This is a genomic window from Paenibacillus sp. GQ49 (assembly GCF_059759055.1).
In genome coordinates, this window is sequence record NZ_JCAXEL010000035.1 from 34627 (window position 1) to 48443 (window position 13817).

11 protein-coding genes are annotated in these 13817 nt (G+C 43.7%); 2 read left to right on the forward strand and 9 right to left on the reverse strand.

Annotated features, from left to right (window positions below):
- Window positions 1–10: 10 nt before the first annotated feature.
- The 7 genes from fabD to AC6CIF_RS31515 all read right to left on the reverse strand — a co-directional run bounded on the left by fabD (window position 11) and on the right by AC6CIF_RS31515 (window position 9016).
- The gene (gene fabD, locus AC6CIF_RS31485; protein ID WP_498202706.1) at window positions 11–3298 is read right to left on the reverse strand and encodes an ACP S-malonyltransferase; all 3288 of its coding nucleotides are present in this window, start codon (window positions 3296–3298) and stop codon (window positions 11–13) included.
- 20 nt (window positions 3299–3318) lie between these two features.
- Window positions 3319–3999: an MBL fold metallo-hydrolase gene (locus AC6CIF_RS31490; protein ID WP_076217160.1), complete on the reverse strand. Its 681-nt coding sequence runs from the start codon at window positions 3997–3999 to the stop codon at window positions 3319–3321.
- Between the two features lie 15 nt (window positions 4000–4014).
- Window positions 4015–4758 (reverse strand): hypothetical protein, encoded by a 744-nt coding sequence (locus AC6CIF_RS31495; protein ID WP_498202707.1) that lies wholly within the window; start codon window positions 4756–4758, stop codon window positions 4015–4017.
- A 170-nt stretch (window positions 4759–4928) separates the two neighbouring features.
- A complete protein-coding gene (gene bacA, locus AC6CIF_RS31500; protein WP_498202714.1) occupies window positions 4929–5765 on the reverse strand; it encodes an undecaprenyl-diphosphate phosphatase in 837 nt (278 codons plus the stop codon).
- Between the two features lie 370 nt (window positions 5766–6135).
- Window positions 6136–7017 (reverse strand): membrane protein insertase YidC, encoded by an 882-nt coding sequence (gene yidC / locus AC6CIF_RS31505; RefSeq protein ID WP_498202708.1) that lies wholly within the window; start codon window positions 7015–7017, stop codon window positions 6136–6138.
- The gene (locus tag AC6CIF_RS31510; protein WP_498202709.1) at window positions 6954–7304 is read right to left on the reverse strand and encodes a hypothetical protein; all 351 of its coding nucleotides are present in this window, start codon (window positions 7302–7304) and stop codon (window positions 6954–6956) included. The genes yidC and AC6CIF_RS31510 overlap by 64 nt, the downstream gene beginning before the upstream one ends.
- 92 nt (window positions 7305–7396) lie before the next feature.
- Window positions 7397–9016 (reverse strand): DUF4153 domain-containing protein, encoded by a 1620-nt coding sequence (locus AC6CIF_RS31515; protein WP_498202710.1) that lies wholly within the window; start codon window positions 9014–9016, stop codon window positions 7397–7399.
- Between the two features lie 134 nt (window positions 9017–9150).
- Between AC6CIF_RS31515 and AC6CIF_RS31520 the strand changes: the two genes are divergently transcribed.
- A complete protein-coding gene (locus tag AC6CIF_RS31520) occupies window positions 9151–10935 on the forward strand; it encodes an ABC transporter substrate-binding protein (protein ID WP_498202711.1) in 1785 nt (594 codons plus the stop codon).
- Between the two features lie 61 nt (window positions 10936–10996).
- On the opposite strand, the gene AC6CIF_RS31525 is transcribed toward AC6CIF_RS31520, so the two are convergent.
- Entirely contained in the window at window positions 10997–12346 is a 1350-nt protein-coding gene (locus tag AC6CIF_RS31525; protein ID WP_498202712.1) for an FtsW/RodA/SpoVE family cell cycle protein, read from the reverse strand.
- Window positions 12343–12678 carry a PadR family transcriptional regulator gene (locus tag AC6CIF_RS31530; protein WP_017688825.1) on the reverse strand — a complete coding sequence of 112 codons (336 nt, stop codon included), beginning with the start codon at window positions 12676–12678 and terminating at the stop codon, window positions 12343–12345. Before AC6CIF_RS31530 ends, AC6CIF_RS31525 begins: the two co-directional genes overlap by 4 nt.
- Window positions 12679–12957: 279 nt before the next feature.
- On the opposite strand from AC6CIF_RS31530, the gene AC6CIF_RS31535 reads away from it, so the two are divergent.
- Window positions 12958–13542, forward strand: a complete 585-nt coding sequence (locus AC6CIF_RS31535) for a P-loop nucleotide/nucleoside kinase family protein (protein WP_498202713.1) — start codon at window positions 12958–12960, stop codon at window positions 13540–13542.
- Window positions 13543–13817 lie beyond the last annotated feature (275 nt).

Below are 13817 nucleotides of genomic sequence, written 5' to 3' on the forward strand. Positions count from 1 at the left end.
ATGCTAAAAGTTAGTTCGTCTCAACCTGCCCAGCCAATTGCTTCAATCGTTCCTGTAAAACCAAAGCCGTATCTTCCATCAACTTTATGCCCACTTCAGCTACACGACGGTTTCTCCAATCCTCGAGATTTGTACCTTTCACCCATTGATTAAACGCTCCCAAGGCTGGACCACAGTGGATCTGATAATCGACCTGATGACCTGCTGTTCCTTCCATTGCAAGCTTTGTACTGTGGGCAAAATACCACTTAAACACCAAGGCCATTTTGTATTTGGGATTCTGCTCGGCTTTCTGTATTTCCTCGGAAGATCTATATTGAACAACCTGGCGGTATACTTCATCAAAGGTTTTTTTGAAATATTTGTTTTCCAGCTGCTGTTTGTTTTTTTCGCTAATGTCATTCAAAGAATCATGCTGCCGATATAAATCATAAAGCTTGTTCGCTCTGGCGGGGAAAAATACACCTTTGCGAAGAACCTGTATCTTGGCTCCAATCTCAAACATGTCTCCAGCGGGGGCATATTCCGTGTCGTGAATGTTCATATCCTGTAGTAAATCCTTGGCAGCATCGCTAGTAGCTGCTTCAACCGTGCATTGATTGATTGAACCTGTTACAATAAAATCCGCTCCGAGCAAAAATGCTGCTGCTGCTGCTTCAGGTGTACCAATACCACCGGCAGCACCAATGCGGACTTCTTTCGAATAACCGTACTTTTCCATCATTGTATTGCGAAGACGAACCATGGCAGGCAGCATGACATATGCCACACCCGCATCTGTATGTCCACCCGAATCAGCCTCAAGGCACAGATCCTCTGCAATGGGTACTTTTTTCAGGAGTTCTGCCTGAACAGATGTAATCTTGTTTTCCTTCAACATCTTCTCAACCATGAATTCCGGAGCGGGGCTTAAAAATGCTTCAGCCACTTCAGGTCTGGATACTTTGGCAATAATGCGATTGGTTGCGGATACCCGCCCGTCTGAAGAACGCTTCAGTCCATGGGCACGGTACTTGATTAATGCCGGAGTAACACCCATGAAGGCAGAAGCCTCTACTGTATTTACACCTTTACGTAGTAATAAGTTAACTTGTTCTTCTTCACGTTCAGGATGTGTCATTTGATGAAGAAGATTTAACCCATATGCCTGTCCATCCTGCAAATGGTGTTGTATATAATCGATCCCTTCTTCGATCTGCTTCAGGCTTAACCCCCCTGTGCCCAAAAAGCCCATCATTCCCGATTGCCCCACCTTAACAACCATCTCCGCCGAAGCAATGCCTCTGTACATTGCACCTGTCAAATAGGCCAATTTCAAATTATAGTCCTTTTTGAAGGGTTTCGAGCCAAGAGACTCGGCCAGTCGAGTTTCTTGGCTGCCAGGCTGTACAACGGATGATATTGGAGTATCGGGGTGGACTGCTGACGATAACGGTTTGACAGACATGTCATCAGGACGATATACGATGGGTTCGCACTCTGTCTGAATCTTTGTAACCAGCTTAGTCAGCACGTTGCCTGGACCGATCTCTTCTATTGTGTTTACGCCCATGCCCATCAGAACCCTTACCGTTTCACACCAGCGAACCGGATGTGTAATTTGGCGGACCAAATTGGCATGAATTTCATTTGTACGGTAGGGCTGGGCTGTATAATTTGAGATGACGGTCATCGTAGGAGCGGAAAATGTATAACGCTGGAGGTGCTGATCGAATTGTTTGGCTGATTTTTCCATATAACGGGAATGAAATGCCCCGCTGACCCTGAGAGGGATATACATCTGTGCACCGTTTTGCTCAAAAATTGGTTTGGCCTGATCAATGATATCTTGAGGCCCTGCCAGAACAATTTGGGTCGGGGAGTTCAGATTGGCGATATCCAGCTGATGCAGTCCAAATCGTTGAAGGATTGTCTTCAATGCACTCTCGGTTAAACCGATAACCGCAGCCATCCCCCCTTTAGGGGCCATGCTCATGATTTCTCCTCTTTTATGTACAAGCTTCAATCCTGTAGCAAAATCAAATACGTCTGCGGCAAAAAGTGCATTGTATTCTCCCAGACTGTGGCCCGAAACCAAACTTGACTTTCTGCCCGTTTCCTTGATTTTATGTAGATACATCATGGCATTAACAACAAACAAAGCCGGCTGCGTATATTCTGTCAGGCTCAATTGCTGAGACCGATCGTACAAGCACAGTTCCTGAATGGAAAATCCAAGAATATCATCCGCCTGCCGGGTCAACTCTGGAAACTGTTCAAATAATCCTTCACCCATGCCCAACTTCTGTGATCCCTGCCCTGGAAATACATATGCCCACAAAGGTTCATCCCCTCCAGTTTCATTCGAATTGGCGTAACGACTAATGATCTGTTCCACATGTTTTGCATCCTGATGGAAGGGAGTCATGGTTATATATGTTCGTTCCTTCCTGTGGCTAATCTGATTTACGAGGCTGGAAAGTGTACCCGAAGGCCCCAAATCCAGAAATATACTATTCGGTTTCTCTTCTTTTATATGGGTTAACGCATGAGAAAATAGAATCGGTTCCTTGACAACTTGCCAGAAATGATCGGTAGATACCTTGGTCACAGGTTGTCCCGTCAAACTGGAGACAAGCGGGATCGCGGGAGTATTATATGACTGCTTGTCCAGATAGGCTAAGTACTCTTTGGCCGCAGGATCGATATAGGCTGAATGGAAGCCGTGAGTCACAGGCAATCTGACATAAGTAATCCCCTGACTTTTCAGCCAATCCTCTGCCCTTGTAACCCCTTTCATACTTCCAGAGATTACTAGATGATTTGACGAATTCACAGCAACAAGCTGGCACTCTGCATGCAGCTCCAGATTGGTGTCATAGACTTCACGACTATGCAATACAGCCAGCATGCCTCCCGGAATACAAGTCCTGTGTATAATTTCAGCTTGTCTATACACTGCTTCCAGTCCCGCTTTGGGAGTTATTACGTTGGATACAGCCGCTGCAGCGAACTCCCCCAAACTGGTACCAACAACGGTTGTGGGTATAACCCCGTTCTCCATTAATGTCCTTGCAAGCGCATATTCCAGCATATAAATGGCGGGATGTGTAATTAGAGTTTCTTCGAAACTATCAGAATAAGGCCGATTTGAATCATATAATTCCTGTATAATGGATCTGCCGCCGATGTCTTGAACCCAACGATCCATCTGCTGCATCCATCGGCGAAATACCGAATAACTCCGGTATAATTCTTTTCCCGCTTGAAGATATTGTGAACCCTGACCGGAGAACATAAAAACAACGTTTTCTTTCATATGCCACTCCTCTTGTTCCTTCACACAAAGCTTTTGGCATCCGGCTGATTCCTTCTCATCCGGAAAGCAATAAACTGTTCTTCATCGAAAATATTAAAATATATGTTTCTCTCAAGCAGCATCTGAAGTGTCTGACCCGGTTCAATGCCAAATGAATGTGCAGGGTATACCCTGACGGAAGGGTGTATTTGCTGCCGTATTTTTTGCAAACTCTGATACATCGCACCTGGATCCCCTCCGCGTTCGGAGCATATGCCACATCCCTCTGCAAACAAAGTATCTCCTGTAAAAATATGATTTGTTAATGAATAGCATATAGAGCCCGGCGTATGTCCTGGGGTGTTTATACAGGATATTAGTGTATTGCCCATCAAAACGGCATCTCGATCCTTTACAGGCTTCAAATTCTTACAGTGGTACCTAAAAAAATCAATTTCGGCACCCCCCATATAAACCTGAGGATTAAAACGGTCGAGCAATGCCCCCACAAGATGTACATGATCCGTATGGGAATGTGTCAACAGGATGTGTGTGAGTTTGGCCTGCTCAGCTTCCAGGGAATCCAGAATGGCTTCGAGGTCCCAGGAAGGATCAATAACCGCTGCCTCCCGGGTCGTTTCATCAACGACAATATAGCTATAATTAATGAATGCTTCATAACTGGATTTAATAGAAATCACCTTGTATTCACTGGTTGTCATATGAAGTTCTCCTTGTTAAACAAATGAAATGATCATGTACAAACACGCAAAACCAACGATAAGTATAAACGGTGTATCTACAGTATGGGGTGAGAATGCCTCAGCTAGAGTTACAGCTATAGGAAGAACCAGCAGTGCAACAACTAATTGTGGAACTGTAAAACTGCTTGCAAACACCAAAAGGATCAATACTGCGGATAGGAACACACATAAACTGCCTTCGATACTTCTCGTAAACTTTTTCTTCGAAAATAAGGCATGAACACGATATTTATGTTTTCCAAAGCGAATACCTATCGGTTCGGCAAGCCCGTCTCCTAGTCCATTGATGATAACGGGAATAAAGGCCAGCGTGCCATAACCTATGCTTTGAAAATACAGAAAGCAGGGTGCCAGAACGACGTAGCCGGCAATTAATTGCGTATTCATCCACAGCAAAGTATGAGGACGATCTTCCGGACGATCAAAAGAAGCAAACATGCGTTGAACCAATACACTTTTCTCGCGAATTGGCTTAATATAAATGAGCATAATAACGCAGTTCATCAGCATTCCGACGATAAAAATGGGCCCGGTATATCCTGTACTGGAACTCACGATCAATTCAATAACCATTGGTGTAATAAAAGACATGAAATGAACAATTTTACGAGCGTAATTCACACGCAACTGATATTTGAGTACAATCGTACCGATCAAAAATTGGATTCCATACAGTATGACAAACATGATGCTTTGCTTTATGATGAATGGTGTCATATTTTGCGCTCCCACCCCAGTAGATGAATCTCCCTTGATAACTACCTATTTCCAAAAAAAAAGCAAAAGGGAATCTTTCCTTTTCAATGTGAGTTGATAAAAACACTGATCATGGATAAGACTCCCGGCGACGGTTAATTTATTCACATGTAATAGATAATAAGAATGCTCTAGTTTAGCAAAAAGATCCAAAAAGCGGCTGCCAATACAAAACGATAGATTGCAAAAGGAATCAGTTTAATCCGGTTAATCAACTTCAGGAAAAATTTAACTGCAATCATGGCTACAATAAAAGCAGTCACAAACCCCGTAATAAATAAGGGAAGATCATCAACCGACAGATAATCCCAGCTCTCGTATAAATCCTTCAGTGAAGCTCCGAACATAATAGGAAGTGCCATTATAAACGTAAATTCCGAGGCTGTTTTGTGACTCATGCCTGCTAGCAAACCTCCCGATAGCGTAGCACCCATTCTCGAAAAACCGGGAACAAGTGCAAAGCACTGGAACAGACCTACGATTAAAGCCTGCCGGTAAGTGACTTGATCCAATGTTTCTGCGGCCGGCTTTTTCGGTTTGAATATCTCGGCTACAATCATCAGAATCCCGCCAAGGATTAACGTTACAACAACCGTTTGAGCACTGAACAAAACCTCTTTTATGTAATCGTAAAAAAATACGCCCCCAACACCAAAAGGGATAACACCAATAATGATATGAATAAGTGTTAATTTTTCCGTAGACTTTGTCGCTTTCCGATCTTCTCCAACATGGATACCGAGGATGCTGAGAATTCGTTTCCAGAACAGAAAAGCCACAGCCAGGATTGAACCGAGTTGGATTACAATCTCAAATGTCGAAGCACGCACAGTACCCTCGAAACCTAGCAAATGTCCCACCAAAATCAAATGACCTGTAGATGACACTGGGGCGAACTCCGTAAGTCCTTCCACTATACCTAGTATAAGCCCGATAATAATATCCACTAATTTTCCTCCAGATCCAATGAATTAAATTTATCGTGGTATGAATTCACAAAATACGTTATATTTTGATAAACATTTACACTAGATTCGCTCCTCCCCAAAACTCTTAAACAAAATGGTAATGGATGCATCAAATTTTGTCAATAAATCCAATGAATAAATTTTATTTGTTTTTATTCCATATATCTACCTCATCATGTTCAAACTGGACTTGACCTGAAAACCCCTTGTACAATAAATATGTCAACCCCTTACCTTATATACTAAAACCTGTTGAGTTATGAGAATTGTTCTTTGATCACTCGTTTCCACTCTCACGAAAACACCCTATAAAGTAGACGACGTGTCTGCTCCATAGGGTGAAATAGCGTAGTTGTGATGTCGCCTCAAGTCACTGTGACTTGGCGTGTTTTCTGGACTTGTTATGTTGCACAGACTTGATCTTTTTCACCTCAATCGTAGCAGGCTCCTGCGGATGTTCCACCGGGTACATTTTGCGGAACAATAATGTCTGTAGTACCAGGAATGAACCCCCAACTGTCCAGTAGAGCGGCATTGCTGCCGGAGCTGTAAGAGAAAAGAATGCCATCATCAATGGGGAGAGATAACCCATAATAGCGAACTGTTTTCGCTGCTCAGGCGCCATATTGGCTTGTGATACCTTGGCTTGAATCAGATATATGACCGCAACCACCACAGCGAGTACGTAGTCCGGCGCTCCCAGTTTGAACCACAGGAACGAGTGGGAGGACAACTCCGGTGTAAGTCGGATGGCTGTGTAAATACCTGAAAGTATAGGCAACTGAATGAGCATCGGCAAGCAACCAATGTTCAGCGGATTGAACTTATGTTTCTTGTATAGCTCCATCGTTTCCTGAGACAGCTTTTGCTTATCAGCAGGATCATTTTTGCCTTCATATTTTTTCTTGAGCGCATCCATCTCGGGTTTCATGGCGTTCATAATGACTCGTGTTCCCTGCTGGGACTTGGCTTGACGCATCATCAAGGGTAACAGCGCTAAACGAATAACCAGCGTAATGACGATAATCGCGACCCCGTAGCTTCCGTTAAATATGGTGGCAATATGCTGAATCAGATACGACAGTGGAAATACAATGTAGTGATTAAAAAATCCCGGTGTCGACGAAGTAATCTCCGACACGTTGTTGCTGCATCCGGCAAGCAGCATGACTGCAAACAAAATGGCAATCAGGCCATAGATCCGTCCCTTGCCCGAAATAAAAGTGAATCCCTTGTTAGTCTTATGTTCCATATATATCCTCCTCGTTGATTTGTTGACCAATCGTTCAACGAGGAATGACAATCTGGTTCATCTTCATCGGGCGCTTCTCTTCGTCTAATCATGCGACTCCAGTCTTCCTGTCTATGCTGTCTGTCCAAACACAGGGCGGGAAGTACAGGTTCAAGTCCACCACCGGCGCCACCTTCCACCCAGTACTCCGTCATGCCACAGTGAAGATGGGCAATATAGGCATAACTGACGGTGAAGATGAGTCCAATCGAAAATAAATATGGTAATAACTCCTGCAGTTCAAACAAGGGATTCACCCCCTTTATAGGTTAGTTTTTATATTATAACACTTACATATTGTTTTTGCATAAATCCGTACGTGAAAACAACTGCTATTCAGCTATTCCGTTCTCAATTTAGACATTTCTAGCTCAGCTCGGTGTCTTGCCACGTTATAGGAAGGCCATGAACGATCTGATGTATCCATATCCAGATATGCTTGACGTTCCAGCATTTCCCTCTTGAGATCCGGATACTCCTCCAGAGCAAACTCACGAAGTAACGGAACTGCATCTGCCGACAGACTCGCCAGATAGGTTGCATCAATATTGCCAGTCTGATGATAACGTTCTATGTTCAGCTCGGCAATCCGTTTATCCATGCCCACATAGTTGACTGCAACATAAGCTGTGAGCGCCAGCACGATATACCAGCGGATCAGCGGTATTGATGTGTACCGTATACGAAGGCCAGCAATCAGCAACAGGAGTGCGAGGAAGATCATGAATGCGTGTACCAGGAAGCGAATGTACGTATAGCCATATGCCTGCTCATACAGATTTAGGCGCATAAACGCGGAATACAACATAATTGCTGAACAACTGACCAGAATCAGGAGCAGTACCTGATGCACGATGGAACCCACTTTGCCACTCGAACGGGTATACTGCAAAGCAACAATAAGAATAAAGAAGTTAATACCTGTGACGAGAATTAACTCTGCGAATCCACTTCTCGCATAGTCTGCGTAAGACAGATCTACCGGAAGATGCCCCTCACCTGCACCAAACAGATACGAAAACTGTACAAGTACAAACAAAACGTACACACAGTTAATGACAATCAGCATCGTCCCCACAATGATGGGGTCCAATCTGAATGGTTCCCGCTGAACCAGAGTGCTTTCGGGCTCGGGTGTAATCTTATTGGTAACCTGACCTTCAGTGGCCGGTCCCACAGGAGAGAATATATAGGTGTGATCACGCTTATCAACCGTGGATGCCGCTCCATTTTTCCAATGTGCGTTCGCTCTCTTCTCTGCCTCATATTGCATTGGCTGTACAAATCCCCATACATAACCGAACAGCAATACACCTGCGATGACAATCCAGATGATTCTCGGTATCCCTGGAGTAAAAGCCAATTGATTCAGCCACTCCGGAAAACCGGCTAAATACTGATCAAAGACCCCGTCAGCAGAGGACAGTAATGCAACGACTACAATGAGGATAGGCAAGGACGCCACAAGACCAATGAGTACTTTGAAAACAACTGTTTTCTGGGATTTGCCCATGCCACGCCCGCCTGCTCTCACAGCAATGGCAGCAACAGTCCCCCAATGACGTATGGCTTGAGGCAGCATGTGGTCAATAGCCGTACCAATCAAACCAATCTCCCACCACTGCTTCTGTTTTCTGCCCATCAGATACGTCATATGTAAGATAACTACGCCGGGTATAACCAGAAAATTAAGAACATACAGCAGTTCATTGTCGTATAACAGGAACGTTAGCGACAACAATAGCACTACAGCAACTACAAAAGCATCAATGAACTTGAAAGACCTCATGCGATCCTGTGCAAACAGATACATGAACACATAAAAGAGAATTACAAAGATAGGATACGATACGCCAATCTCATTACCATAGAATAAATACTGGTGAATGATCGCCAGCATCCATGCAGACAGTAGCGTGATTAGAGCGCGTTGCGGTGAAGCCATTATTTTATCAATCATGGGAAAAACCTCCATTAACCTTTCTATGCTATATTCTAGATGATAAAATAGGAATATAAATAGAAATTAAAATCGACAAAACTTCTTATTTTAGAGGAATACGTCAAAGTTCACCTCCAGGAGGGAATCAACACTTGAAATTACATCAGCAATATTTGCTGTTGCATCGTCATTACGGTCACCATACAGAACATGAACTTACACTCGCCGATCTCGCTGAGTTGCTAAATTGTACACACCGCAATACGTTAACGATTGTCAAAAAGATGGTTGCCCATGATTGGATTCGTTGGGTTTCCCAGCGCGGCCGGGGTCGGCGTTCTTCACTGACTTTGCTTGTTCCGGCTGATCAAATCGCCGCAGAATATATGATGCAGGCCATGAATCGCCGGGAGTTACAGGAAGCTGCCGAGCAGGTGAGCGCATTCTCCAGTTCAACAATCATGCAGGATCATCTAAACCAGTGGTTGCTTGGATATTCAGGACATCATACGGAAGCAGGCACCAATAATGAGCAGATTGATACGCTTCGGTTGCCCCTGCGCCAACAGCTTCATGCACTTGATCCGCTGTACATTAATCTATTAGCTGAATCCTTTGTTACTAGCCATGTCTTTGACGGGTTGGTTCAGCGGGGTGAACAGGGAGAGATTCTCCCATGTCTCGCTCATACCTGGGATGTCAGTGCAGACCGAAAGACCTGGATCTTTTATTTGCGAAAAGGGATTACATTTCACGATGGTCAGTTGTTGACGGCCCATGATATTGTTCATACGTTTGAACGGCTGCAATCTACAGATCGCCGGACACTGTACCGTGATGTAAGTAAACAGATTCTATCTATTGAAGCGGTCGATTCCTTAACCGTGTGTTTCCAGCTTAAAAATCCTCATGAATTGTTTTTGTCCTTCCTGACAACAAGTCGTGCGGCGATTGTACCCTCACCAGGAACAAACGAACATAAGATGAAGCATTCGCGTGATGTGCATGGGATGCAAAAACCTGTTGGGACGGGGCCGTTTAAGGTCACTGCTTGGGATGATCACTTGTGCAGACTTGAAGCCTTTTCATCGTATTTTCAGGGTAGAGCACATATGGACCGGGTAGATATCCTGCAAATTCCGTGGAGTGCCTCGGCAAAAATGGACGATAGCCAAGATATCGAAACTCCGTTCTTTCATCTTGTTCATAATCCTTCTTCGTCTGCGGGTGCAGACTGGACACAGATTAGTGCAGGTGTGATGGTTCATAAATTACTCACGTGTAATACACAAAAAACCGGACCGTTAAACGATCCGGAAGTAAGAGAATGCCTTAAGTCATGCCTTGCTGGAATGTATAGAGATGACGGACATGCAGATAACTCTGAGGTCGTTGTGCCTGATTTTAGTGCGGTGAATACCGGAATGGTTGACCCGGAGAGACTTAGAGATATTACTAAACTACTCACTTCGGCTAGTCCCATCTCCCTGCACATTGCAACCATCCCACAATATCGCAGGGATGCCCAACATCTGGCGTCCATATTGGATCAGTGTGGTTTCTCCTGTACCGTCCGTACCGCTACGATGGAGCAGTTCAAAGGAAATCTGCGGCTGGAATCTGATTTGATTCTCTTCTCTCTCATTCGGGATAGGGATGAAGAACTGCGCAGGTATGATCTCTACTCCACGTTATCTGAGCATCTGGAAGATTCTGCTCGTATAACGATTCATAAGATTTTGCAAACCATCGTCGCCTCTCCCATCGCAGCAGATCGAACTTCTGAATTAGACCAAATTGAGCAATTCTTGGTCAGCGAGAACTTACTATTCCATTTATCCGAGAAACCGGTAGAGACCGCCTATCTACCTTCGGTACGTGGTCTATCTTTCAACAGTCAGGGTTGGGTGAACCTGCGTCATATCTGGTTTCCGTGAATGCTCGTTATAAGAGCATAACAATCCCTTCATTTCATGATGCGGTAATGATTTTGGATGCCTATGAATTGGTCAGTAGGTTGGCATCCACCTTATGCCGTATTTTTTCATTTTTCTTCGACACAGTATCCTTGCGGCGGTAAATACCGAGCAGTAAACCGAGCATGGCGTAATCAAACATAAGGTGATTTCCATATCCAATAAAAGGAAAAGAAAAACTGATAATCGGTGCCTTGCCGGTAGTCATAGCCAACGAATAGATGATTTGCATTGCAAACATAGCTGTGATACTGACAATAATCATACGGCCAAAATCATCCCATATGCGAGGAAGCATTTTCACCATACTGGCAACAAACCAGATGATCCCCACCAATAGCAGTATCCCGGCTGACCAGCCAAACACATCAATGAGCAACACACCCGGGTAATCGAAATAACTCGTTTTAAACCTGTCAAACGTTGTATCAATCCCGTTACCCCACCAGCCCGATGATCGAATAACTTCAATAATGGAATAGTTACTATAGGCACTGCCGTAAAGGTCATCCTGAAGATTCAAAACGACAGTGAGCCTCTCCAGCCGTCCGTATTGATCTGCAAAGAACAATAACAATACAAATATACTTCCTGTTATAACAGCACCTATGACTGTATAAAGCCATTTTCGCGTGAGCCAGCCAAATAAAATAATGCACATTATGCCAAACAGAAACAAGCGAACCCAGTCCAACGTTTGAAACAATAGTACCGCGGGCAACATTACCATCGCAATGTAGGTCAATATGGATTGCATATTACAATTGGAATGAAGCTTGTCCAGCATAATGGCACCTATAGCAAGTGGCAATATCCACACTGAAGCTGTGGTAAGGTCTAGTGTTAAGCCAAATAAGATCCAATACCTGCTATTACCATAAATATCTGTAGTTATCATTGGACTGATCCACAACATGACATTAAGTAGAATATATATCCACCCAGCTGCTTTTTTCAACTTACGATAATCAAAGTAAATAAAGAACATCATCATCATTACACCTATAACGGTGTACAACACATGACCGCGATATAAGAACTGATACTTTTCATCTGCTACATTAATTGTAAAAATCCACATTAACAACAGGCTAATTATAGACAAACCAATTAATCCAACTAACAGCCCCCAATGCATACGATGGCGATGCAATCGGTGCATACTCTTGCCTACGACAGTAGGATCGCCCATCTGTTCAATGGCATATGCAATTGCTTCTTCCTCTGTATAACCTTCTTGTTCTTTATCCAAAATCATCTCTTCCATGTGGTTTCCTAATTCATCACGCAGGTCGTTATGTACTTCGCGAGCTTTAACCTGAACACACATGTGATCAAGATAATGCTGAATTCTCTCATGTCGATTCGTCATGTCAGACCTCCTTCCCCAAGCACCCGATCCACAGCTCTACGGAACAAATTCCACTCTGCTTTTTTACTTTGTAAGGCCTCCATGCCCTTGTCACGAATCGAATAATATTTACGTTTACGGCCTTCAACCTCCATCCAGTACGACTCTACCCAGCCTTCAATCTCCATGGCATGCAAAATAGGATATAACGTGCCCTCTTTCAGATTAAACACACCCTCAGATTGACGATGTAATTCCTTAATTAATTCATAACCGTACAACGGTCGTTCCTGAAGCAGGGTCAGAATCAATGTTTCGGTACTGCCTTTAATCATTTGTTTGTTAACCTGCAACGCGCTCACTCCTTCCTTTTCAATTCATTTAGCATGAGTTTTTAGATTTCGAAAAAAAACAAATCTCTTCTTTTTATATACATCGGAAACCTATGCATAGAACAACTAGGTATGATATTACCTTATCCTTCCTTTTCTGTCTAGCCAACAAGCTTCTTTATTTATGTTAAAATAAACAAGTCCTTTCATTCACGAACTCTAATGATAAATCTATATACTCGTGTATTTTTCAATTACATATCCTATTTTTTGAATCTAATTAAAGGAGGCATTACATTCATGAGCAAACTAATTTTCTTTCTCGGCGGGGCCGGAAGCGGCAAGACCACCCTTGCCAAAGCCCTTTCCCGTAAACATAAAGCGGCTTTCTTTGATATGGATATTCTGCTTCGTCCCGCGGCTGAGGCGATCATGACCCTTCAGGGACTTGATCCATCTGATCGGGATTCACCGGAATACAAACGGCTGTGCCGTGATCTTGGGTATCGCATTACGATGGACGCCGCTCTGGATAACGTACAGTTGGGTATCGATACGATCGTTGTGGGGCCATTCACCAAAGAAATTGGAACTCCCGATTGGATTGCTCAGGAACTTGCACGAATTGGACGTTCCTTGGAAGATACGGATGTGCGGGTGGCCTATATTTATCTGGAGAATGAAGCATTGTACCACAAACGGATCTCTGCGAGACAATCCCCACTGGATGAATGGAAGTTAGCCAACTGGGATGCCTTCACAGCTTCTCTCGTCCGTAAAGAAATAGCCTGGCCGCTACCTGCTTCATCCGTCGCTTATATTGATAATTCCAGTGATGATCCTGCGATTGCCTATGCTGAACTTGAACGATGGATGTACGAGTAAAAAGAAATCACTCGCTCACTAACCTAATCTGTGATGATAGATAGTATCAACGCTACTCTCGCCAAATTGTTGTAACTCACTTCTTGAACTCTAATGAATCTCAGGCACCTTATTGCCTTGTTTTGACTAATAGGAAAATTGTAACGAATCTCAGCAATGCTAAACGGGAGCATACGAGTGGAAATGGGCAAAAACCAGCTAAAAACGAAGAGTTAAGACGTCTCAGATTCGTTGCGATTTCAATATGGTTCATATACTTGAAATAGGTTGTGCCA

What these genes read in the sequence shown, in the direction of transcription:
- fabD (WP_498202706.1), bottom strand. Translation starts at nt 3,298, where the DNA reads ATGAAAGAAAACGTTGTTTTTATGTTCTCCGGTCAGGGTTCACAATAT.
- AC6CIF_RS31490 (WP_076217160.1), bottom strand. Translation starts at nt 3,999, where the DNA reads ATGACAACCAGTGAATACAAGGTGATTTCTATTAAATCCAGTTATGAA.
- AC6CIF_RS31515 (WP_498202710.1), bottom strand. Translation starts at nt 9,016, where the DNA reads ATGATTGATAAAATAATGGCTTCACCGCAACGCGCTCTAATCACGCTA.
- AC6CIF_RS31495 (WP_498202707.1), bottom strand. Translation starts at nt 4,758, where the DNA reads ATGACACCATTCATCATAAAGCAAAGCATCATGTTTGTCATACTGTAT.
- AC6CIF_RS31525 (WP_498202712.1), bottom strand. Translation starts at nt 12,346, where the DNA reads ATGACGAATCGACATGAGAGAATTCAGCATTATCTTGATCACATGTGT.
- AC6CIF_RS31535 (WP_498202713.1), top strand. Translation starts at nt 12,958, where the DNA reads ATGAGCAAACTAATTTTCTTTCTCGGCGGGGCCGGAAGCGGCAAGACC.
- yidC (WP_498202708.1), bottom strand. Translation starts at nt 7,017, where the DNA reads ATGGAACATAAGACTAACAAGGGATTCACTTTTATTTCGGGCAAGGGA.